This is a genomic window from Mycobacterium sp. E2733 (genome assembly GCF_001667585.1).
In the GTDB taxonomy this organism is placed as follows: Bacteria; Actinomycetota; Actinomycetes; order Mycobacteriales; family Mycobacteriaceae; genus Mycobacterium.
The window spans coordinates 1-22,069 of the sequence record NZ_LZJZ01000086.1; the positions used below are offsets into that span (position 1 = coordinate 1).

Annotated in this window: 22 protein-coding genes and 1 pseudogene; 14 read left to right on the forward strand and 9 right to left on the reverse strand. The window is 67.2% G+C overall.

Annotation, left to right across the window (positions count from 1 at the left end; translation table 11 throughout):
- Window positions 1-266: 266 nt before the first annotated feature.
- Window positions 267-1,757 carry an aldehyde dehydrogenase gene (locus A5678_RS15660; RefSeq protein WP_197502155.1) on the reverse strand — a complete coding sequence of 497 codons (1,491 nt, stop codon included), beginning with the start codon at window positions 1,755-1,757 and terminating at the stop codon, window positions 267-269.
- Window positions 1,758-2,018: 261 nt separating this feature from the next.
- On the opposite strand from A5678_RS15660, the gene A5678_RS15665 reads away from it, so the two are divergent.
- The 4 genes and pseudogenes from A5678_RS15665 (at window position 2,019) to A5678_RS15680 (ending at window position 5,334) form a co-directional block, all read left to right on the forward strand.
- Complete coding sequence (locus tag A5678_RS15665) at window positions 2,019-2,789, forward strand: SDR family NAD(P)-dependent oxidoreductase (RefSeq protein ID WP_231983680.1); 771 nt, start codon at window positions 2,019-2,021, stop codon at window positions 2,787-2,789.
- 35 nt (window positions 2,790-2,824) lie between these two features.
- Window positions 2,825-3,241, forward strand: a complete 417-nt coding sequence (locus A5678_RS15670; protein ID WP_068044020.1) for a Zn-ribbon domain-containing OB-fold protein — start codon at window positions 2,825-2,827, stop codon at window positions 3,239-3,241.
- Window positions 3,242-3,528: 287 nt separating this feature from the next.
- Window positions 3,529-4,416, forward strand: coding sequence for a thiolase family protein (locus A5678_RS15675; protein ID WP_231983681.1), 888 nt, complete (start codon window positions 3,529-3,531; stop codon window positions 4,414-4,416).
- 67 nt (window positions 4,417-4,483) lie between these two features.
- Window positions 4,484-5,334 (forward strand): annotated as a pseudogene (locus A5678_RS15680) (NAD(P)-dependent oxidoreductase).
- A 125-nt stretch (window positions 5,335-5,459) separates the two neighbouring features.
- Here A5678_RS15680 and A5678_RS15685 read toward each other — a convergent pair.
- The 4 genes from A5678_RS15685 to A5678_RS15700 form a co-directional block, all read right to left on the reverse strand.
- Entirely contained in the window at window positions 5,460-5,933 is a 474-nt protein-coding gene (locus A5678_RS15685; protein ID WP_068043906.1) for an LppA family lipoprotein, read from the reverse strand.
- Between the two features lie 92 nt (window positions 5,934-6,025).
- Window positions 6,026-7,966, reverse strand: coding sequence for an alpha/beta hydrolase (locus A5678_RS15690; protein WP_068043907.1), 1,941 nt, complete (start codon window positions 7,964-7,966; stop codon window positions 6,026-6,028).
- 86 nt (window positions 7,967-8,052) lie between these two features.
- On the reverse strand, window positions 8,053-8,871 hold the full coding sequence (locus A5678_RS15695; RefSeq protein ID WP_068043909.1) for a hypothetical protein: 819 nt from the start codon (window positions 8,869-8,871) through the stop codon (window positions 8,053-8,055).
- On the reverse strand, window positions 8,868-9,473 hold the full coding sequence (locus tag A5678_RS15700; RefSeq protein ID WP_068043911.1) for a TetR family transcriptional regulator: 606 nt from the start codon (window positions 9,471-9,473) through the stop codon (window positions 8,868-8,870). The genes A5678_RS15695 and A5678_RS15700 overlap by 4 nt, the downstream gene beginning before the upstream one ends.
- A gap of 135 nt (window positions 9,474-9,608) precedes the next feature.
- On the opposite strand from A5678_RS15700, the gene A5678_RS15705 reads away from it, so the two are divergent.
- Together A5678_RS15705 and A5678_RS15710 are read left to right on the forward strand one after the other, a co-directional pair.
- Window positions 9,609-10,757 (forward strand): M20/M25/M40 family metallo-hydrolase, encoded by a 1,149-nt coding sequence (locus tag A5678_RS15705; RefSeq protein WP_068043913.1) that lies wholly within the window; start codon window positions 9,609-9,611, stop codon window positions 10,755-10,757.
- Between the two features lie 85 nt (window positions 10,758-10,842).
- Window positions 10,843-11,106 (forward strand): hypothetical protein, encoded by a 264-nt coding sequence (locus A5678_RS15710; RefSeq protein WP_068043916.1) that lies wholly within the window; start codon window positions 10,843-10,845, stop codon window positions 11,104-11,106.
- Here the strand turns inward: A5678_RS15710 and A5678_RS15715 are convergent.
- Window positions 11,103-11,843 carry a class I SAM-dependent methyltransferase gene (locus A5678_RS15715; RefSeq protein WP_068043918.1) on the reverse strand — a complete coding sequence of 247 codons (741 nt, stop codon included), beginning with the start codon at window positions 11,841-11,843 and terminating at the stop codon, window positions 11,103-11,105. The two genes, A5678_RS15710 and A5678_RS15715, sit on opposite strands and share 4 nt — an antisense overlap.
- A 217-nt stretch (window positions 11,844-12,060) precedes the next feature.
- Between A5678_RS15715 and A5678_RS15720 the strand changes: the two genes are divergently transcribed.
- Genes A5678_RS15720 through A5678_RS15730 form a run of 3 tightly spaced genes read left to right on the forward strand, consistent with a single transcriptional unit; the run spans window position 12,061 to window position 14,251 of the window.
- Window positions 12,061-13,077, forward strand: coding sequence for a GHMP kinase (locus tag A5678_RS15720; protein WP_066957790.1), 1,017 nt, complete (start codon window positions 12,061-12,063; stop codon window positions 13,075-13,077).
- Window positions 13,065-13,682: an SIS domain-containing protein gene (locus tag A5678_RS15725; RefSeq protein WP_197502156.1), complete on the forward strand. Its 618-nt coding sequence runs from the start codon at window positions 13,065-13,067 to the stop codon at window positions 13,680-13,682. The genes A5678_RS15720 and A5678_RS15725 overlap by 13 nt, the downstream gene beginning before the upstream one ends.
- Window positions 13,683-13,696: 14 nt before the next feature.
- A complete protein-coding gene (locus A5678_RS15730; RefSeq protein ID WP_068043922.1) occupies window positions 13,697-14,251 on the forward strand; it encodes an HAD-IIIA family hydrolase in 555 nt (184 codons plus the stop codon).
- Here A5678_RS15730 and A5678_RS15735 read toward each other — a convergent pair.
- Window positions 14,238-15,044 carry a WecB/TagA/CpsF family glycosyltransferase gene (locus tag A5678_RS15735; protein ID WP_231983682.1) on the reverse strand — a complete coding sequence of 269 codons (807 nt, stop codon included), beginning with the start codon at window positions 15,042-15,044 and terminating at the stop codon, window positions 14,238-14,240. The two genes, A5678_RS15730 and A5678_RS15735, sit on opposite strands and share 14 nt — an antisense overlap.
- A 257-nt stretch (window positions 15,045-15,301) precedes the next feature.
- On the opposite strand from A5678_RS15735, the gene A5678_RS15740 reads away from it, so the two are divergent.
- Genes A5678_RS15740 through A5678_RS15750 form a run of 3 tightly spaced genes read left to right on the forward strand, consistent with a single transcriptional unit; the run spans window position 15,302 to window position 17,653 of the window.
- Entirely contained in the window at window positions 15,302-16,252 is a 951-nt protein-coding gene (locus A5678_RS15740; RefSeq protein WP_068044024.1) for a GNAT family N-acetyltransferase, read from the forward strand.
- A 26-nt stretch (window positions 16,253-16,278) separates the two neighbouring features.
- Entirely contained in the window at window positions 16,279-16,971 is a 693-nt protein-coding gene (locus tag A5678_RS15745; protein ID WP_068043924.1) for a DUF5642 family protein, read from the forward strand.
- Window positions 16,972-16,999: 28 nt separating this feature from the next.
- Complete coding sequence (locus A5678_RS15750; protein WP_068043926.1) at window positions 17,000-17,653, forward strand: DUF5642 family protein; 654 nt, start codon at window positions 17,000-17,002, stop codon at window positions 17,651-17,653.
- 11 nt (window positions 17,654-17,664) lie between these two features.
- On the opposite strand, the gene A5678_RS15755 is transcribed toward A5678_RS15750, so the two are convergent.
- Window positions 17,665-18,270: an alpha-ketoglutarate-dependent dioxygenase AlkB gene (locus A5678_RS15755; RefSeq protein WP_197502157.1), complete on the reverse strand. Its 606-nt coding sequence runs from the start codon at window positions 18,268-18,270 to the stop codon at window positions 17,665-17,667.
- Between the two features lie 69 nt (window positions 18,271-18,339).
- Here A5678_RS15755 and arcA point away from each other — a divergent pair, with 69 nt between their 5' ends.
- A complete protein-coding gene (arcA, locus tag A5678_RS15760) occupies window positions 18,340-19,551 on the forward strand; it encodes an arginine deiminase (RefSeq protein ID WP_068043930.1) in 1,212 nt (403 codons plus the stop codon).
- Window positions 19,552-19,623: 72 nt separating this feature from the next.
- Here the strand turns inward: arcA and A5678_RS15765 are convergent, their stop codons facing one another.
- A complete protein-coding gene (locus A5678_RS15765; protein WP_068043932.1) occupies window positions 19,624-21,204 on the reverse strand; it encodes a dolichyl-phosphate-mannose--protein mannosyltransferase in 1,581 nt (526 codons plus the stop codon).
- A 25-nt stretch (window positions 21,205-21,229) separates the two neighbouring features.
- On the opposite strand from A5678_RS15765, the gene rsmI reads away from it, so the two are divergent.
- Window positions 21,230-22,066 carry a 16S rRNA (cytidine(1402)-2'-O)-methyltransferase gene (gene rsmI / locus A5678_RS15770; protein WP_068043934.1) on the forward strand — a complete coding sequence of 279 codons (837 nt, stop codon included), beginning with the start codon at window positions 21,230-21,232 and terminating at the stop codon, window positions 22,064-22,066.
- Window positions 22,067-22,069 lie beyond the last annotated feature (3 nt).

Consider the following 22,069-nt stretch of genomic DNA (forward strand, 5'->3'; position numbering starts at 1 on the left):
GAAACGTTCGCCATCCGCGCCACGTCCTGAACGCTCGTGCGCTGGATCCCGAGCTGTGTGAAGCATTCGTTTGCCGCGTCGAGAATCTGGTCGCGGCGGTCGAACTCGTCGGTGATCTCCGCTTCGCCGGTCTTCGGGTCGGTCAGCATCTCACTCCTCCACGCCCTCAGGGCTATAGCCTCACCCCTTGATGCTATGCGACGCGCGCTGTCACGGTGTTGAAGCGCACCGACACGGCGTTGTCAGCAAGACCTTGAGCGTCGGCATCAGCCGAGAAAAGTCGTCTTGGTGTCGAGGTACTCCAAGAGTCCCAGGCGACCGTTTTCGCGGCCCAGCCCCGACTGCTTCATCCCGCCGAACGGCGCGTGCGGCTGCAACGTCCAGCTGTTGACACCGACGTTGCCCGCTCGCAGGGCGCGGCTTACGCGCAGCGCTCGCCCGACGTCGCGGGTGTAGACGGCGGCTGCCAATCCGTAGGGGGTGTCGTTGGCCAGCCGGATGGCGTCGTCTTCGTCGGCGAAGGGAATCACACACAACACCGGCCCGAAGATCTCGTCTTGGGCCACGGCCATCGAGTTGTCGACGTTGACCAACACGGTTGGTGCGACGAAGTTGCCGGACGCCGGGGCGCCTGCAGCACGGCCCCCGCCCGCGGCGACCTCAGCCCCGTCGTTGACGGCACGGTTGATGTGGGCCACCACGCGGTCCATGTGCTGCGGGCTGATCATCGGGGCCGCCGACACTGCCGGGTCGAACGGGTCACCGAACGTCGCGGCGGACGCGAAGCCGATCAGAGTGTTCACCACGTCGTCATAGATGTCGCGATGCACCAGGATCCGTGACTGGCATACGCAGACTTGGCCCGATAATCCCAGGAATGCATTGCCCGCCGCGATGCCGACCGCTCTGTCTACGTCCGCGTCGGGGAAGATCACCGCCGGACTCTTACCGCCGAGCTCCAGCGACACATGCCCGATGCGGGCTCCGACACCGGCGGCGATCGCACCGCCCACCGCGCGGCTGCCGGTAAATGACACTTTGTCCACTCGAGGGTCGCCGACGAGCGCCGCTCCCACCGGATCGCCGGGTCCGGTCACCACGTTGAACACGCCCGCCGGCAGGTCAGCCTCGGCGATCAACTCCGTGATACGCAGACTGACGAGAGGGGAAAGCTCCGAGGGCTTGGCCACCAAGGTGCAGCCCGCTGCCAGAGCGGGAGCCACTTTCTGGGCAAACAGGCTCATCGGGGCGTTCCACGGGGTGATGATTCCTGCCACGCCGACTGGTTCGTGAGTGGTGAAGGTGAATGGTTGGGTGGGCTCCCACTGTGGGTAGGTCTCGCCGGTGAGCTTGTCTACCCAGCCTGCATACGTGTCGAAGACGTCGGCCGGATATTCGGCACCCATTTGATAGAAACCCACGAACGAACTTGGGGTCGCATTGTCCAGCGACAGAAGGGCATTGAGATTTGCGGCATCTGCGCGGATGAGGTCGGCAATCTTGTGCAGATAGCGTGCCCGATCCCGACCCATCAGGTGCGGCCAAGGGCCGCCATCGAATGCGGCACGCGCCGCCGCCACCGCCGCATCAACCCTCGACTTGTCGGCGTTGGGTGTTCGAAACACGCCTTCGCCGGTCGCCGGGTGGACATGTTCGATCGTGTCCGCGGCCCCGTCCACCCACGAACCGTTGACGAACATACGGGCCGGCGGCAGGTTCGCCGCGGACAGATGAGGCAGGATCGAGATCGGTGTCACAGCTCTGAACAATACGACATAGTCTGTATCGCTGTATCCAGTCTGATCGCGTATGTGGGCCCTACGTTGGTGCTAGGCATCTCGGGCCGGCTAGGCGAAGACGGCCGTGTCATCGTGCTTTGCGCGTCTACACGTGTGTGGTCGATGCCCCGGTGAGTCGTGGCGTCGACGGTCTGCAATCATCGAATAACTGAACGTATAGTGTGTCATTGTACATCGCGGCAAGGAGTGGTCTTGGCTCGTTTGGAAGACAGATACGCATTGGTCACCGGCGGATCCCAGGGGTTGGGCGGCGCGAGCGCCGAGGAACTGGCCGCCCTGGGCGCCGATGTCACCATCGTCGACCTGAACGAGGAGAAAGGGCTTGAGCGCGTCGAGCGGATTCGAGCGAACTACGGGCGCGCCTCCTTCATCAAAGCCAATGTGGCGCAACGTGAAGCGATCGAGGCCGCCGTGAATCAGGTCGCCGAACGCGGAGGCGGCCGCATTGACATCCTGGTCAATGCGGCCCAGTTCTTTGCCATGCCGAAGGCGCTCGAACTGGTCACCGAAAAGGACTGGGATCTGTCTGAGGCGACGGGCCCCAAGGCAACCTTCCGATTCATGCAGATTGCGTTTCCGTACCTACGGGAGTCGGGGCGCGCGTCAGTGATCAACTTCGTATCCGGGTCCGCCCTGGCCGGCATTGCCTACACATCCCCCTACTCGGCGGCCAAGGGTGCCGTGGCCGCACTGACGAAGGTCGCCGCCAACGAGTGGGCGCGCCACCGCATCAGGGTCAACGCGGTGTGCCCATTCGCCCTGACCGATGCCCAGCGCAAGATGATCGGTACCGAATGGGACAACTACACCCGGACCGCGGCCGCCTCGCCGATGAAACGGGGCGCCGATCCGGGCGAGATCGCACCCGCGGTCGCGTTTTTAGCGGGTGACGGCTCCGCATTCGTGACGGGAACCGTGCTGCACGTCGATGGTGGCATGACCGAGCTTTCGACGGTGGACTACTCGCAATCGCCCGGGGTCTTCGGATAGCTGCCGGGCGACGGAAAGTGCAACGCGTCACGCAGATGCCAGGGGTTGAGCGGGCTGCTCCGGCGCTGACCGAGCTGAACCGGCCCTTCTGGACTTCGGGTGCGCAAGGCGTGCTGTGTATGCAACAGTGCGCCGGCTGCGGGCGGCTGCTTCAGCCGCCAGCGCTGCGTTGCCCCTACGACCACGCGGTACCCGAATACGTGGAGCTCAGCGGTCGCGGCCGGGTGGAGTCGTGGACTATTAACCGCCACCAGTGGTTCCCCTGGCTTCCCCCGCCCTATGTGATCGCATTCGTCAACCCAGTCGAGGACCAACAGGCGCGGCTGCTGACCAACCTGGTGAATGTCAATCCCGATGAGGTCGCGGCGAACATGCCCGTGCGGGTCACCTTTGACCGACGCATCGTGGGAGACGACGAGGTGTTCATTCCATTGTTCGAGCCGGAGCGCTGATGGGTCATACGTTGACCGACCGGACCATCATCAGTGGTATCGGTCAGTCGGCAATCGGACGTCGACTGGGACGTGACGGCCTAGAACTCACTGTCGAAGCGTGTTTGGCCGCAGTCGCGGATGCCGGTCTGACTTTAGACGAAATCGACGGCCTGACAACGTATCCCGGTGCATCCCAGCCGGGCCGGGGCTTCTCCGGGGCCTCACTGCGCGACATTCACGACGCCCTGGGAATCAAGCCGAACTGGGTCGCCGGAGGGGTGGAATCACCGGGCCAACTCGGCGCGGTGGTGGACGCGATGCTTGCTGTTGCCGGCGGGCTGGCCAGTCACGTGCTGTGCTGGCGCAGCATCTGGGAGGGCACCGCGCAGGGCGCCGGGCGACGTAAGGGTTATGGCTTTGAGGGTGGACGCCCCAGCGGGATGATGGCCTGGCAGATGCCATTTGGTGCCACGGCGGCGAACCTGGCCGCACTGCAGATTCGCGCGCGGATGCTGCGATACGGATTGGCCCGTGAGGAGTTGGCGTCGATCGCCATCGCGCAGCGGGCGCACGCGGCGCGCAACCCCGCGGCGATCTATCGCGATCCGCTCGACCTGGATACTTACCTGAGCGCACGAATGGTCTCCGACCCGTTGTGCATGTTCGATTGCGACATCGCCTGCGACGGGGCGACCGCGTTTGTCATCTCGCGTGCTGAGCACGCAACGGGTCTCGATCACCCGGCGGTGACCGTCGAAGCCCTCGACTGCGCCCACCATGACCGCTTCATGTGGGAAGGGGGACAAGACATTACCCGCATCAGTTCGCGTTGGTCCACCATCTGGGAGCGCACTGATTTCCAGGTCGCCGACGTCGACGTCGCATCTTTGTATGACGGCTTCAGCGTCTTCGTGCTCTGCTGGCTGGAGGATTTCGGCTTTTGCCCGGTTGGAGAATCCGGCGCATGGGTCGCGAACCCCGCGCGCATCTCGCTCGGCGGAGAGCTGCCCGTCAACACCGCCGGAGGGCAGTTGTCGGGGGGGCGGCTGCACGGCTTCGGGCATCTCCATGAAGCTTGTCTGCAAATCCGTGGGCAGGGTGGTGCGCGACAGGTCGACAATGCCAGGCTAGCTGCCGTCGGGGTGGGAGCGGCCAACAGCGGCACCACCGCAATGTTGCTGCGGCGGGCGTGAGAATGCGGTTGAGCGAAGAGAACGTCCACTGCGAGGAGGAATACCCGTGGCCAAAGAGCAAACGCTGATGTTGGGCTTCATTGGGCTTGGGAATCTGGGTGCGCCGGTGGCCAAGCGCCTGCTCGACTGGCCCGGTGAATTGATCGTCTTCGACATTCGGACCGATGCCACAACGCCATTCGCCGAAGGCGGAGCGCAAGTCGCCCACAGTGTGCGTGACGTGTCCGCGGCTGACGTCATCAGTGTCATGGTGCTCAACGACGACCAAGTGCGCGGCGTGGTGGCCGAACTCGCCCCGCACACAACGCCGGGTACCGTCATCGCGATCCACTCTACGATCCACCCCAACACAGCGGTCGAATTGGCTAGAGAGCAGGCAGCTAACGGCATTCACGTCATTGACGCGCCAGTGAGCGGCGGCGTGGAAGCGGTTAAGACCGGCGAATTGGCTGTCATGGTGGGCGCCGAGCGTGAGGTCTACGAGCGATCAAGCCGGCGTTCAAATCGTGGGCTTCGATGGTGGTTCACGCCGGAGCTCCGGGCGCTGGGACACGGATGAAGCTGGCACGCAACATGTTGACTTCCACTTCGTTTGCGGCTGCCTGCGAAGCGATGACGCTTGCTCAGCGGGCAGGCTTGGATATTCAAGCACTCGGCCGAATAGTGCGTCATACCGATGCGCAGAGCGAAGGCCCCGGCGCGATGATGTTCCGTGACGACATGAGCCGGCCGCTCGCTGCGGATCACTTTCTCTATCAGCCCTTCCTGCATACCCTTGCGCTCGGAGAGAAGGACCTGGGACTCGCGCTGGATCTCGGCAAGGAACTGGACGTGAAACTACCGCTGGCCGAGATCGCCTTGCGGGATCTCGCCGAAGGGCTCGACGTGCCGCACTCGAATGTGACCGAGTCTCCTTGACCGACAGGCAGCGAGCACCATAGCCAGAGTGCTGCGTGGCCTACGGATCTCAGCTCGGCAAAGTCGAATCAGCTGACGCCATGCAACGTGTTGTTTAGCTAAGGCTTCCCGACGGCCGAACCCAGCTATTTCTTGTCGCGCGGTAATCGGCAGCCGGTGTAGCCGGAGACGACGAGGTTTCCCCGGTAGCCGACCTTGATGAAGATCCCGGTGGGGCCGTAGAAGCCCACGTCGTGGTTCCCGGGGTTGTTCTGCATCACCTGTATCTCGGTGGCGTCGATCTTGGCGGCCGCCTGCTTGGCGGCCTCTTGGATCGCCGCCCACTGTCGCTCGGAGACGGCCACGTTGGCGGCAACGGCGTCGGGCAGGAAGTACCGTTTGCCGTCGGTTTGCTCGTACGGCCGCTCGCAGTTGTCGCCCGAGCCCTCGTGCGGTGTCTCCCACGTGATCGAGGGGATCAGTTTGCTTGCGGCCGCGGTGATTTCGTTCATCGCTGCCTGCACCTGGGTCTGGGTGTCCTCGAACGAGGGCAGGGATTTGAGCACCTGGAGGGCCTTGACCGCGTCGTTCGGTGGGGTGGGCGCGTAGGGCTGGTTCACGTGGCATCCTCCTGCGGCTAGTGCGATTGCGGCCACGGCGGTGCAGAGAATTCCGTGGCGTTGCAGGTTCCGGGGGCTGGTCTGGTGATTGCTCACTTCGTGGGAACCGCCTTGTCTCCGAGTCCGGCGAGGACGGCGGCGATGTTGTAGTTGGTCGTCCTGGTCCCTCCGCCGTCGGGGAAGCGGGGGTAATCGCTGTGGCCGTGCGCGCCTTCGAGGTTGATGGTGCCGCCGTGACCGTCGGGCACGGTCGCGGGACCGGTGGCCAGGTGGGTGAAGTTGGGGTTGGTGGCCGGGTTCGGGCCGAAGTGGCCGGCGCCGGAGGCGTCGGCCGCGCCCAGCACACTTTCGGCGAGGTCTCGGAGGGGCGGCGGCAGGAACGGTGCCACGTCGTGAGCGATGGCGGGTCCGTCGTACGTCCACTGGATCGGGTCGTCGGGCGTTTCCATGGCGAACACGTGACCCGGCTGCAGGTGAAGCTGTTGCGGTGTGGAGGCTTCGATGCCCGGGGAGCCGTAGAACAGCGCCCGCGACACCCCGTGGTCGCCGGGCTCTTGCAGGGCCAGGCCGGTGGTCAGCGACCCGTAGGAGTGTCCGATCGCCGTGAGGTCGGCGGGCCCGCCGTGGTGGGCGGCCTGTATCCCGTCGTAGAAGCCGGCCAGGTCATGGGCACCGGCTCTGGCGACCGCGTCATGGCTGACGTCCCACCCACCGACGAGCGATTTGCCGACATCGTCGAAGCCGGGCACCTGCGGCGGGTCGTAACCAATCCACGCGATGGCCGAGACGGTGTCGTGTTCGTGACCGGGGGTGAGGCTCAATTGGCGGAGGGCTTCCTTTCTGGCGTCGGTCGCCTCGGACACCATGCCCCCGATGGCGCCGTGGACGGTGGTGTTCAACCCGGGTGCGGTGACCGATACGTGGGTGGCCGTGTCGGGGTCTCCGACCGCGACCGCGGCGCGCGCCTGCTTGCCGGTTTTGGTGTCGAGCAGCATAAGCTTTCGATCCGGGCTCGCTTTGACGGTCTTATCGACGGCTTGCAGGTCGGGCAGGTACTTGGCCCCGTCCCGGGCGGCATCGTATTGGCGTTGCCAGGCCTCGTACGCGACGCGGTCGTCGAAAATCGCCCCGGGCTCGTTGAGTGGCGGAATGTTCTTGCCCGCCGCCCAATCGGGATGCTGGGCCCTCAGTCCGTCGGCCTGTGCGGCGGCGGCCTGAGCGCGGCCCAGTTCGTCGGCGAGATTGAGCCGGTTGTAATGATCCCGGTCCACCGCGGGCATCCCGTTGTGATTTCCGATCATCGGGTTCCGTTGGTACTCCCGGTCTTTCTGCGCGGGCGTAAGAGTGTTCCAGACATCCGCGAATTGCTTGGGGTCATCGGGCAGGTCCGGTACCGGCGACAGCGGACCCTCGACCGCCTGGATACCGGACTGGTCGTATCCATCGCCGTGCAGGGCGCCCAATGACTGCTGCAGTGTGTCGGAGTAGCCGTCGCGGATCGACTGCAGCTGGTGCAGGGCAGCCCTGGTCTCGTCGGCGGCGTCGGCTTCGGCGTCCTTGATCAACGATTCCAGTTGGGACCTGCTGTTGGGGTCGAGGCGGGGGTCCTCCAAATCCTTCATCGCCGCGCCGATGAGTTTGTCGAGCAGCTGCAATTGCCGTTCCAGCGCGGCGATCTGTTGAGCTCCGGCTTTTTGCGCCTCGGCGAGTGCGGCGGCAATGGTCTCCAGGTCGGCGGCGATCTTGGGCAGTTGGAGCGATTGCGCGCCAAGCGATTTGACGGTGCGCTGGACCTCGGCGGAGTCGTTGATCGGGTGGTCGCCATTCTGGTGGTTCCAGGCGGCGTCGAAACGCTGACGGGCTTGCTGGAACGCATGGTCCGCCTCGGCCGTGCATCGGCCGGCGTCGTGGAAGGCGTTCGCCAGTTGGGAGATCTCGAACGGGTTCCCGGCTTGCAGGCTGCGGTTGATCGCCCACGGATCGCCGCCGGCCTGGGCGATCAGATCGGCAACATTCAGCCAGACCAGCTGCATCGCACCGCCAGAAAGTTCGCCATTTGTTCCCCGGACAGGCTGATGACGTTACTCCCCGCGGCGGGATCCCGCGTTCAAGTAGCCGGTCACGGGTGGGTGACGAGATAAGTTTCGTTGTCCAGGTCGGCGGTCAGTTCCTCGACGTCGAAGGGCCGGTCGAGCCGGGCGTGCAACGCCTTCGGATCGATCAGGAGGCTGATCTCGGCGGTCTGACGGGCGAACATTCGTCCAATCAATGGGTAGATGCGGCGCATGACCGCCCGTTCCCCGGCGGTGCAGCGCGATGCGCAGTAACCGACATGACCGATCTCGTCGGTCAGGATCTCCTTGTACAGCAGCTCAATTCGCTCGGCGACCTCCGGTTCGTCGGCGAATAGCTTGATGCCGACCCGGCGTAGTTCGTCGAACATGATGCAGCCCGCCATCTCGCCGGCTCCGACGAAGCAAAAGCTCGCCCGCTCGGGAAGGAACACGTTGGTCTTGACGAATTGGCGCATCACAAACGGTGGGGGGACGACCTGGAATGTCAAGTCAAAGATGTCCAGGGCGTAGGCCAGCAGCCGAGTGTGGTAGTGCTCTTCGAGTTCGAGGTAGACGTTTTCGGGCGGCAGGTTCTGATCGCTGTTACGCCCATAGGTTTCGCCGAGTCCGACGCCGAACCTCTCAGCCTGGTTCAGCTTGGCCGTTGCCAGCAGGAACAGCATCTTCGGGTCGAGCCCGGCTTCCGGACGCCGGCGGCCCAGGTTGCGAAGGAATGTGCCTCGGTCGGCGGGGTGGGCCGACCGGACGGGGTTCGCTTCCAGTTCGGTGAAGAACTGTTCGCGGTTCGCCAACCGCCTGTTGAGCAGGTCGGCTTCGCCGTCACGCCGGGCCAGAAATTCCCGGTATCCCTCTATCCCGTTCATCGTTTCTCCATTCCTTTGACAATCGTTGTCACGTAACGGCTTAACTGCGCAGGATCGTGGGTTCCGGTCGCCAGCAGCGCGAAGAGCCCGGTAAGAAAGAACGTCCCGAGTTCCCTGGCATCCGCCTCGGGCGAGACTTGCCCTGCGGATTGCGCCCGTCTGATCAGGCCCACCAGAAACTCTGCGATGGGGTGTTGCGCCAGCTCGTCTTCGACGGGACGCGATGACGAAAAATGCAGACCGAGCATGTCGCGGAAAACGGCTGCGCCCAAACGCCGTTCGGCATCGAGCACGTGCGTGATGAGTTGCGAAAGGATCGACGCCAGATCGCCCTTGGCGTCGCCAAGTTCACTGATGATGCGCGTCTCCTCGCTGCGCTCCAACTCGCTGAGAACGTGCTCCTTTGTCGGGAAGTGGAAATAGAACGTTCCGCGGACCACCCCCGCCGCAGCCGCGATGGCACTGACGTCGGCAGCGGCCAACCCGCGCTGCGCAATCTCGGCCAACGCGGCGTCGAACAAGCGCGCCCGGGTTTCGAGTCGTCGAGCCTCCCGGCCGTTTCGCGCCGTCGTTGCAGCCTCGGCAGGCGCCGGTGACTCCATGAACGCAAAATAGGCCAATTGCTGACGCCCGTCAATGACGGACGTCAGCGGAAGGGCGGCGCGTGTGCCGGCGATTGCACACCACCTGACGCGGGTACTGATCCCTCGGACGAGCCGTGAACCCGAAAGGACCGAATGGCGACGCGCGAGGACAGCGCCACCGATGGCCTGCTGCAAGAACTCCTGTGGGCATACGGGCCTTGCGGTCAGGAGGCCGACGTACGCGCCGTGTGTGCCCGGGAACTGCAATCCGTCGTCGACGACATGTGGACCGACGACGCCGGCAATCTGATCGGGTACGTCGCCGCCGACCCTCCTCCCGCCGAAGGCGTGGGGCGCGCGCACCGGCACCGGGTGTCCTCGGCGGCCGAACCCGGCGTCGCGACGCGGATCATGGCGCACATGGACGAACTGTCCATGCTGGTCAAGCGGGTGGAACCGGACGGCACGCTGCACCTGACCCAACTAGGCACGATGTATCCGGGCAACTTCGGCCTCGGCCCGGTCGCCGTGCTCGGCCAGCACGAGACGCTCACCGCGGTGCTCACGCTCGGCTCCGAACACACCACACAGGAGAGCCCGCGGATCTGGCAGACCAAGCCCGACCAAGGTGACCACGCGCTGGATTGGCATCACGTCTACGTGTTCACCGGCCTGAGCACCGACGAGCTCGAGGTCGCCGGCGTGCGCCCGGGCACCCGGGTGTGCGTCGACCGCAGCAAGCGGACGCTGGTCGAGTTCGGCGGCTACCTGGGCTGCTACTTCCTCGACGACCGCGCCGCGGTGACCGCCCTGCTGCGCGCGGCCGCCCAGCTGCGCGAGCGCGGCCAGCGACCCGTCGACGACCTCTACCTCGTGTTCACCACCAACGAGGAGATCGGCGGGGTGGGCGGCACGTACGCCAGCGGGTCGCTGCCCGGCACCCTGACCCTCGCGCTGGAGGTCGGCCCGACCGAGCAGGAGTACGGCACCACGGTCACCGGCGGGCCGATCGTCGGCTACAGCGACGCCTTGTGCGTCTACGACAAAGACGTCGCCGACCGCCTGATGAGCATCGCCACCGAGCAGGGTCTGTCACCCCAGGCGGCCGCATTGGGCGCCTTCGAATCCGATGCATCGCACTCGAAGGCCAACGGGCTGACGCCGCGCGCGGGCCTGCTCTGCGTGCCCACGCTGAGCACCCACGGTTACGAGGTCATACCCCGGCGCGCGATCGACGACATGGCGGCCGTCATCGTCGAGTTCGTCCTGCAGCCCGGCGCTCATGCGCGCGCCGAAGATTAATACCGCCCCAAAATTTGCCTGAACATTGCTTAAGAGGCGCGTGGCGGCGCCCGGCGCGCCGGAATACCCGTCCTACGGTCGACGGATGAACGTTGACTACTACCTGCAGAAGGTGCCGGTTGAGTCCGTGCGGCCGGGGTTTTCGCTCGCCATCGAGCAGGGCGGTGACTATCGCCTGTTCCGGGTCGAATGCACGCAGATGACGCAGCGCAGCGGTCAGCCGGTGATGTTCACCCTGACATCGGAACCCAGCTCAGGGCTGTTCGAAGGCGGCGATCCCTGGGTGCTGGAGTGTGCGGCGGGCACGCCCGTCGTCCGGGTCCTCGGCGTGTGCAAGGTGGCCTCCTAGCGCGGCTTTGCGGCGGCGACGAACTGCAGCGCCCGCTGCGTCTGTTGCTCGACGTCGACCAGCCCGGCCGAGGAGAACACGTCGACGAAGGCGTGCCGGTCGAACATGGTGAGCCCGATGACACGGGCGCCGGCGGTCATCGCATGCCGGACCGGCGGCAGGTCGGGGACGTAGCTGGTGAGGACCGCGATGCGGCCCCCGGGCTTGAGCACCCGCACCATTTCGTGTGCCACGCGGAACGGCTCGGGCATCAGGTACAGCGCGCCGAAGCAGCAGACCGCGTCGAACGTCGCGTCGGCGAACGGCAGCGTGCGGGCATCGCCGCGGACATAGCAGGTGCGCGGCGCGCTGTTGTCCAGAACGGCGCGCGTCAGCATCGGCTCGGAGATGTCGAAACCGACGGCCAGGCCGCCGTCCGGTAGCTGTCCTGCCAGCGACCCAGTGAAATTGCCTGGGCCGCAGGCGACGTCGAGTAACCGGCCCGCGGTGGACAGCCGCAGCGCCGACGCCGCGCGCCGCTGCTCGGCTCCGGTGGTGACGCCGCTGGCCGCATAGAACGCGGCCGGGCGCCACAGCCGCTCATAGACCGTCGCGACGAGGGGGCTGTTCATGGCGCGCTGCGCGAACGTCGGCGCCGGCGAACTCGTCGATTCGCCCAATACGTCGAGGAAGCCGTGCCGCGACACCGCGGCCTCGGTAAGGAGAGCGCGGGTCAATTCGACTGCATCCTGGCTCATTTCATCGCTTTCGTGAAGGATTGGACGGGTCCGCATAATCCGCAGGTGAAACCCGATTTTTCTGCCGGTCCGACTGTTACGCTAGGGCTCTTCTCGAGAGGCGATGCAGTGGGGCCTCGCGCAGGCAATGGATGGGGTTGAGACGTGGCGCACCTTTCGCTGACGATCGCGGGACGCGCGTCGGCCGGCTGAGCGGATTACGTCGACAGTGAATTCCCTGCCCCGGCCCCGAATCCGCGCGCGTGCGCCGCTGCGGATTTCCTTCGCGGGGGGCGGCACCGACGTACCGCCGTTCCCGACCACCGAAGGCGGCTGCGTTCTCTCTGCGACCATCGACCGGTACGCGCAGGGATCGCTGTCGCCGCGCACCGATCGCCGGGTCACGATCGAGTCGGTGGACTTCAAGACCACCCACGAAATGACGCTCGACAGCGAGATCCTCTACGACGGCAGCCTGGATCTGATCAAGGCCGCCGTGCGCAGGTTCGGCAAGGAGGGCACGGACGGCTACGACCTGGTGCTGCGTTCGAGCGCGCCGCCGGGCTCGGGGCTGGGCTCGTCGTCGACGATGATGGTCGCGCTCACCGGCCTGCTCGCCGAGCACTACGGCGTGCCGATGGGCGAATATGAAACCGCGCAGCTGGCCTGCGCCATCGAGCGTGAGGACCTTGGGATCACGGGTGGCATGCAGGACTTGTACGCCGCGACGTTCGGCGGATTCAACTTCATCGAGTTCACCGACCGCGTGATCGTCAACCCGCTGCGCATCCGCGAGGAGACCGCGTTCGAGCTCGAACTGAGCCTGCTGCTGTGCTTTACGGGAATCACGCGGGACTCCGCCCGGGTCATCGAGGACCAGACCCGGCGCGCCACCACCGGCGCGGACGACACCCTGGCCGGGCTCCGGGCGCAGAAGGAGCTGGCGGTTGCCATGAAGGCCGCCCTGCTCACGAACAAGCTGAACGATTTCGGCGCCCTGCTGGGCGAGGCCTGGACCCAGAAGAAGCGCATGTCCCCGTACATCACCAACGAGCGCATCGACGAGCTCTACGACCTGGCACTGCGCAATGGCGCACTCGGCGGCAAGATCACCGGCGCGGGTGGTGGCGGTTACATCTTGCTGTTCTGCGACTTCGCGAAGAAGCACCGCCTCATCGAGAGCCTCGAGTCGGCCGGAGCCACCATCACCGAATTCGCTTTCGAGAGCAAGGGATTGACTACATGGCAGGCATGAGCCGCTCGGATGTCGTCACGCCAAGCGCCGAGCTGGTCCGGGAGCGATTGGCCGACACCATCGCGGTCAAGCAGCAGATGCTGTCGGGCGCCATCGCCGAGCAGACCGTCGAGATCGCAAGGCTGATGATCGAGTCGCTGCGCGCCGGGGGAAAGGTGATCTTCTTCGGCAACGGCGGGTCCGCGCAAGACGCGGGGCATCTGGCCGCAGAGTTGATGGGGCGCTTCGCTTTTGACCGCCCGGGTCTCGCCGCGTTCAGCCTGCCGGACGCCACCGCGGCGATGACGGCGATCGGCAACGACTATTCGTATGACGAGGTGTTCGCCCGTCAGGTGCTCGCCGCCGGCCGCGCCGGCGATGTCGTGGTCGGCCTCACCACGTCGGGCAACTCACCCAATGTCGTCCGCGCGCTCGAGGCGGCCGCCGGCGCCGGGATGACGACGGTGGCGCTCACCGGTGCGAGCGGGGGAAAGGTGGCCGCTGTCGCCGGGTTCTGCATCCGGGTACCGAGCGACAACACCGGACGGGTCCAAGAGGCCTGCCTGCACCTGGGCCACTCGATCTGCGAGATGGTCGAAGCGGCGCTGTTTCCCCGGCCCTGCTGAGACTGTCGCGACCGATGCCCGATCTGCCGACATTGAGCACCGTCTTCCTGGATCGGGACGGGACCATCAACGCCAAGGCCGCCGACGGCGAGTACATCCGGTCGCCCGACGAGCTGGTGCTGTTGCCGGGCGCCGCCCGGGCGGTGGCCGCCTTGAACGCGGCCGGCCTGCGCACCGTCCTGGTGACCAATCAGCGTTGGCTGTCCGAGCCGGCCGCGGACGCGGCGCGTTTCGCCGCCGTTCATGACCGCCTGGAACAACTGCTGGCGCACGAAGGCGCCCACCTGGATGCCGTGTACCACTGCCCGCACGCGGCGGCCAGCTGCGATTGCCGCAAGCCCGGCGCGGGCATGTTGGTGCGCGCGGCGCAAGAGCATGGTTTCGCCCTGGCGGAGTCGGTGATGATCGGCGACAGCGAGACCGATGTGGAAGCGGGCCGAGCGGCCGGGACGGCGACGGTCCTGCTGCGCCCCGGTGACGGCGAGGCGACAAGCGCCGACGTCGTGGCCGACGACCTCGCGGCCGCCGTGCGACTCATCTTGCGCGCCAGGGAATCTAGTTGCGCCTAAATCGTTGGGCCGCAGAGCGAATCACCAATGCCAGAGCGAACGGCAGATCGTCCCGCAGGTACCGGCGGGCAAGGCGTCGCGGCTCGAGCGCCAGCCGGTGCACCCACTCGAATCCGAGCCGTTGCAGCACGGGGGAAGCCCGGCGGACGACCCCGGCGGTCATCGCGATGCCGCCGCCGCAGGCGAGGCACCACGCGCCCGGGAGCTCCTGGCGTATCAGCTCGATAAGGCGTTCCTGCCGAGGGAAGCCCAAACCCACGAAGACCAGATCGGGTGCGGCTGCCGCCACCGCGGCGACGGCCCGTCGCGTCCCGTCCGCCGTGTTGTCGAAGCCGAACGGCGGCGACTGGGTGCCGGCGATGCGCAGGTTGGCGGACCGCGCCACGAGCGCCCCGGCCGCCCGCTCCGGCACTCCGTCGGCGCCGCCCAGGAGGTACACCGACTTCCCGTCGGCGGCCGCCGCGGCGCTCAACGGAAAGATCAGCGACGAACCGGCTACCCGCTCGGGCAGCCTGTCGCCCTGGGCCCGCGCCGCCCACACCAGCGGCATCCCGTCGGCGACGACAAGGGATGCCCGGGCAATCAGGTCGGCGAGCTCGGGGCCGCGTGTGGCCGCCCGGGCCACATCGACGTTCACCGGGACGATCGAGCCGCCGCGGCCGGCCGCCCAGGATGTGCGCACGACGTCGACGACCTGGTCTTCGGTCAGGGCGTCGAACCAGAGGCCACCCACCTGGACCTTGCCCGCAGCCGCGCCGGCCAGCCTCGGCGCACTTCGGTGGGCTGCGTTCACCCGATCATCATGCCCCGGGAATCGCGCCGGCGAAGTGTCATCCCTCGCGTCCTTGCCGCGGCCGGAACCCAGCCCATAACCTGGGCAACATCCGACCGCGACCAGGATTGTCGGGCTGGCGCGGTAGACGACGGCAACGCAGGCGGGCAGGTCATGGCACAGCGGTCACCGCGACGCGCAGAGACACGGCGCGACGGTGTGATCGGCGGGCTATCGCAGTGGCCTTGACCGGCGCGCGAGCGGACGAGCTGGCGACGATGGACATCTTCGACGGGTGTCCCGCCTCCGACCTGGTGCCGTTGGCCGCCTCGCTGCAACCGCTGCGCGCCACGGCCGGCCAGGTGCTGATGCAGCAGGGCGAAGATGCCGTGTCGTTCCTGCTCATCTCGTCGGGCATCGTCGAGATCACCCACGTCGGCGACGACGGCGTGGTCATCGTCGAACACGCCTTCCCGGGCATGCTCATCGGCGAGATCGCCCTGCTCCGCCACATCCCGCGGACCGCGACGGTCACCACCGCCGGAGCGCTGACCGGTTGGATCGGTGACAACGACGCCTTCGTCCGCATGGTCCACATCCCCGGGGTCATGGAGCGTCTGCTGCGCACGGTGCGGCAGCGTCTGGCCGCGTTCATCACGCCCATCCCGATCCGGGTGCGCGACGGAACGCATCTGATGCTGCGACCGGTGCTGCCCGGTGACAGCGAGCGGACCGTGCACGGACACATCGAATTCTCCAGCGACACGCTGTATCGGCGTTTCATGACACCGCGCCTTCCCACGCCGGCGTTGATGCACTACCTCTCGGAGGTCGACTACGTCGACCACTTCGTCTGGGTGGTGATCGACGGCAAGGACCCGGTGGCCGACGCGCGCTTCGTGCGCGACGACGGCGACCGCAGTGTCGCCGAGATCGCGTTCACCGTCGCCGACGCCTACCAGGGTCGCGGGATCGGAACCTTCCTGATCAACGCCCTGTCCATCGCGGCTCGCGTTGCCGGCGTCGAAAAGTTCTCCGCGCGAATGCTTTCCGACAATCTGCCGATGCGCACCATCATGGAGCACTACGGGGCGGTCTGGCAGCGCGAAGACGTGGGCGTCATCACCACGGTCATCGACGTGCCGCAGCGGCGCGACCACGGATTTCGGCGGGACGTGGCCGCGAAGATCGAACACGTCGCCCGCCAGATGATCGAGGTGGTCGGCTGAGCCCGCTCGTTGTGCTACCAACGGGCATGCGGCCGTTCCGGTTTGGCCCGGTGATAATTTCCGCGATCGCGTTGCTGGTGGCGGCGTGCGCTCAGGCGCCGGCTCCCGCGCCGTCGCGGGCGCCCGCCCAGGCGCCGCCGCCGACGGCCGTCAACCCCGCCAACATCAAGCGGGTGGTTCGCGACCTGCCGCCGGGCTACGAAGCGACCACGGGAATCCCCAGCGGCGCTTCCCCCGCAGTGATCTGGAGCCTGGGGCCCGACGCGTCGGATGGCAAGGCGAGGCCGCCGCAGTGCGCGACGCTGGCCGACCCCGGGAACGGGCGCGATCAGTCGGCGCAGGGCGTGTCCGGTTCCGGCAGCGGGGGCATCGTCGACGCGGTGGTGGTGGCATTGCCCGGGTCGGTTGACCTGCCCGGCGACGTCGTCGCCGCATGTGGCCAGTGGACCATGACCGCCGGGCGTACCACGGCAAGCGTGCACCTCACCGACGCCCCGCATATCGATGGCGCCCAAACCGTCGGGATGGTGGCCGACGTCAGGTCGACCGTCGAATCGGGCACCGAAATCGATTCGCGCACATACACCTTCACCGCCTATCTGGGCAACTTTTACGCGTTCACCACGTTGACCACCGACCCGGGCTCGGTGGTGCCCGCGCTGCCGCCGCGATTCGCGGCCGATCTGCTCGTCAAAACGGTGTCCACGTTGCGCAGCTGATGCATCGGCCTTGGGTAGATTGGCCACGATGTTCAAGGTGGCGTTCACAGTCGCGGCGGTGGGTGTGCTCGCCGGCTGCTCGTCAGGGGGGGCGACCTCGGCCAAGGTCGACATCAAGAGGGTCTCCGAGGTGAAGTCGAGCTTCGGGCCCGACTTCAAGGTCACCGACATCGGTGAACGGGGAATCGATCCCAAGGTGCTGTCCGGCCGCAAGCTCCCCGACGGCCTGACGTTCGACCCCGCCAATTGCGCGAAAGCGGTGGCGGGGCCGGAAATGCCGCCGGACCTGCAGGGCAACATGGCCGCGATTTCCGCCGAGGGTAAGGGCAACCGGTTCGTGGTCATCGCCGTGGAAACATCAAAAGCCTTGCCCCTCAACGATCCCGGTAAGGACTGCGCCAAGGTGGCGTTCTCCGGTCCGCAACTGCGGGGCGGCATCGAGGTGGTCGACGCGCCGCAGATCGATGGGACCCACACGCTGGGGGTGCACCGCGTCCTGCAGGCGCTGGTCGCGGCCGGCCCCCGCACCGGCGAGCTATACGACTACTCCGCCCAATTCGGCGATTACCAGGTGATAGTCACCGCCAATCCGTTGGTGATTCCCGGGCAGCCGGTCGCCCCGGTCGACACGCAACGCGCCCGCGACCTGCTCGTCAACGCGGTGAAGGCGGTCCGTAGCTAGCGCGATTGGACCTAGCGGACGCCGCGGGGTCGGAACTGGATGCTGATGCGCGGGCCCACCGGGGCCGACGTCTTGGGCACGGCGTGCTCCCAGGTGCGCTGGCACGATCCGCCCATCACCAGAAGATCGCCGTGCGCCTGCGGCAGCCGCAACGACGGGCCCCTAGAAGGACGGGCGCGCCGCCGCATGGCGAAGGTGCGGGTGGCGCCGAGGCTGATGATCGCCACCATGGTGTCCTCGGAACTGCTGCGGCCGATGGTGTCGCCGTGCCAGGCGACGCTGTCGGAGCCGTCGCGGTAGCAGCACAAACCCACCGTGGTGAACGGCTCGCCGAGCTCGCCCGCGTAGATGTCGTTGAGCCGGCGCCGCAGCCGGGCCAGCAGCGGGTGGGGTGGGTCGTCGACGGTGAGGTCGTGAAAGCTCACCAGCCGCGGCACGTCGACCACCCGGTCGTACATGTGGCGGCGTTCCTCCCGCCACGGCACGGCCGCCCGCAGGCCTTCGAGGAGCTCGTCGGCGTCGGTGAGCCAGCCCGCGCGGATCTCGATAAAGGCGCCGTCACCGAGTTCTCTGCGCTCGGTGTGCTGGAACAGGGAGCCTTGTACCGCCATCTCCACGAGGGCAAGTCTATCGCACATCCGTTCGATGAAAGGTGGACCGGCGGAACGAGCGGCTACGGTTTCACTGTGGGTGTGGTTGAGCTGGGCACTGATTCCGAGGTGGGCACGCTGCGGGTCGCCATCCTGCACCGCCCCGGTGGCGAGCTGCGGCGGCTCAACCCGCGCAACATGGACCAGTTGCTCTTCGACGGATTGCCCTGGGTCGCCCGCGCGCAGGACGAACACGACCAGTTCGCCGAGCTGCTGCGGTCCCGCGGCGTGCAGGTGCTGCTGTTGTCGGACCTGTTGGCCGAGGCGCTGACGCACAGCGGGGCGGCGCGGATGCAGGGGGTCGCCGCGGCCGTCGACGCGCGCCGGCTCGGAGTGCCGCTGGCGCAAGCGCTTTCGGGCTATCTGCGGGGACTGGACGCGGGCAGGCTGGCCCAGGTGCTGATGGCCGGCATGACGTTCAACGAATTGCCGTCGGACATCCGTACCGACGTGTCGTTGGTGCTCCGCATGCACCACGGGGCCGACTTCGTCATCGAGCCACTGCCCAACCTGGTGTTCACCCGCGACTCGTCGATATGGATCGGCCCGCGGGTGGTCATCCCCACGCTGGCGCTGCGCGCCCGGGTGCGCGAAGCGTCGTTGACCGACCTGATCTACGCCCATCACCCGCGGTTCACCGGGGTGCGACGCGCCTACGAGTCGCGCACCGCCCCGGTCGAGGGCGGTGACGTGCTGCTGCTCGCCCCCGGGGTGGTCGCGGTCGGCGTGGGCGAGCGCACCACCCCCGCGGGCGCCGAAGCGTTGGCCCGCAGCCTCTTTGACGATGACCTCGCGCACAAGGTGCTCGCCGTGCCGATCGCCCAGCGGCGCGCGCAGATGCACTTGGACACGGTGTGCACGATGGTCGACACCGACACCGTGGTGATGTACGCCAACGTCGTCGACACGCTTTCGGCATTCACCATCGAGCGCACGCCAGAGGGCGTCGCCATCAGCGACGAAGCGCCGTTTCTGGAGGCCGCCGCCAAGGCGATGGAGATTGACCAGCTGCGCGTCATCGACACCGGGCTGGACCCCGTCATCGCCGAACGCGAGCAGTGGGACGACGGCAACAACACGCTGGCGCTGGCGCCCGGCGTGGTCGTCGCCTACGAGCGCAACGCGCAGACCAACGCCCGCCTGCAGGACGCGGGCATCGAGGTGCTCACCATCGCGGGCTCCGAGTTGGGCACCGGCCGCGGCGGGCCGCGCTGCATGTCCTGTCCCGTCGCGCGCGACCCGCTCTAACGGGCGCCGAGATTGCCGCCATGATTGTGGACAACGCGGATATCACAGCCATAGCGGCAATCTCGACGCAACTCAGCGCCAGCTGGGCAGCCAGATCTCCATGTCCCAGGTCTGCTGCGAAATCGGCAGACCGGTGAGCACCGGGAAGAGCCAGGCGAAGTTCGTAACCACCAACGCCACGTAGCAACACACGGCGATCAGCCCGAGCGTGCGTCGTTCCGAGCTCACCCCGCGGGCTCGGCCCGGCTGGTAGAGGATGTCGCCGCAGATCAGCGCAATCCCCATCACCAGGAACGGCGCCATCGTCGCCGCGTAGAAGAAGTACATCTGGCGGTCGATGTCGGCGAACCAGGGCAGCCACCCGGCGCAATAACCGGTCAGCACAACGGCGTAACGCCAGTCGCGGCGGACGAAGGTGCGCCAGGCCGCATACAGCAGGACGGGGACCGCCAGCCACCACATGGCCGGAGTGCCCACCAGCATCTCTGCCTTGACGCACGACTGTGCGCCGCATCCGGAGACGTTCTGCTGATCGATCGCGTACAGCACCGGCCGCAACGACATCGGCCAACTCCACGGCTTGGACTCCCACGGGTGGTAGTTCCCGGCAGCGTTCGTCAGGCTCTTGTGAAAATCGAAAGCCTTTGCGGTGTAGTGCCATAGCGAACGGATGGCGTCGGGCAGCGGCACCACCGAATGGGGTCCGATCGACTGGCCCACCTCGTGTCGGTCGATCGCCGTCTCGGACGCGAACCACGGCGCGTAACTGGCCAGGTACACCGCGAACGGAATGAGCACGAGCGCGTAAGCGGTGGGGATCAGGTCACGCCGGAAAACGCCCCGCCATGGGTTGGGCACCTGGTACTGGCGGCGCGCCGCCACGTCGAACGCCAACGACATCACGCCGAAGAACAACACGAAGTACAGCCCGGACCACTTTGTGCCGCAAGCCAATCCCAGCAGGACACCCGCCAGGAAGCGCCACCAGCGCACCCCCAGCCGCGGGCCCCACACCGTCTCGGCGGCGCGTCCCTCCAGCAAGACGACGTGCATGCGCTGGCGCACCTGATCCCGGTCGACGATGAGCGCGCCGAACGCGGCGACCACGAAGAAGGTGAGGATGCCGTCGAGCAGCGCGGTCCGCGCGGCGACGAAGCTGACGCCGTCGCAGATCACCAGCACGCCGGCGATGGCGCCGACCAGCGTCGAGCGGCTGATCCGCCGGACGGTCCGCGTCACCAGAACCACCAGCACCACGCCGAGCAGCGCGCCGGTGAACCGCCAGCCGATGCCGTTGTAGCCGAAGGTCGCCTCGCCGATCGCGATCAGCTGCTTGCCGATCGGCGGATGGACCACCAGGCCGAACCCGGGATTGTCCTCCACCCCGTGGTTGTGCAGCGCCTGCCAGGCCTGCGGCGCGTAGTGCTTCTCGTCGAAGACGGGTGTGCCGGCGTCGGTCGGCGAACCCAGGTTGAGGAATCGGGTGATCGCCGCCAGCAGGGCGATCACGCCCGTGACGACCCAACCGCGGATGTGATCGATCGGCCCGAAGTCGGCCACCGGAACCATCGGTCCCGGGCTGACGACGGGCACGACACGCTCCGGGCCGGCGTCTTCCACGTCCAAGGACGTTTCGCGGGGCGGGGCGGACATCGGTGTCGATCGTAGGCTGTCCGTCATGACCACCGGCCGCCTGTTGCTGGGCGCGACCCCGTTGGGCCAGCCATCGGACGCCTCGTCCCGCCTGATCGACGCCCTCGCCCACGCCGACGTGGTGGCGGCCGAGGACACCCGAAGGGTGCGGACGCTGGCGAAAGCGCTGGACGTCGCCATCTCCGGTCGGGTGATCAGCCTGTACGACCGGGTCGAGGCGGCCCGGGTGGACTCGCTGATCACCGCCCTCAAGGCCGGGGCGACGGTGCTGGTGGTCAGCGACGCCGGGATGCCGCTGATCAGCGACCCCGGCTTCCGGCTGGTGGCGGCGTGCGTGGAGGCCGACCTACCGCTGACCTGTCTGCCCGGCCCGTCGGCGGTGATGACCGCGCTGGCCCTGTCCGGCCTGCCGGCCGAGAAGTTCTGCTTCGAGGGTTTCGCCCCGCGCAAGAAGGCAGCGCGGCGCGCCTGGCTGGACTCGCTGTCCGACGAGCGGCGCACCTGCGTGTTCTTCGAATCGCCGCGCCGGTTGGCCGCGTGCCTGCGCGACGCCGTCGACCAACTCGGCGGTGACCGCCGGGCGGCGATCTGCCGGGAACTGACCAAGGTGCACGAGGAGGTGGTGCGCGGACCGCTCGACGAGCTGGCGGCGTGGGCGGACGACGGAGTGCTTGGCGAGATCACCGTGGTCCTCGCCGGCGCCACCCCGCGCGCCGACCTGCCGTCGCTGGTCGCGCAGGTGGAGGAGCGGGTCGCCGACGGCGCGCGCGTCAAGGACGCCTGCGGTGCGGTGGCCGACGCGAATCCGGGGGTGCGCTCGCGCCAGCTCTACGACGCGGTGCTGCGGTCGCGGCGGGCGTGAGGG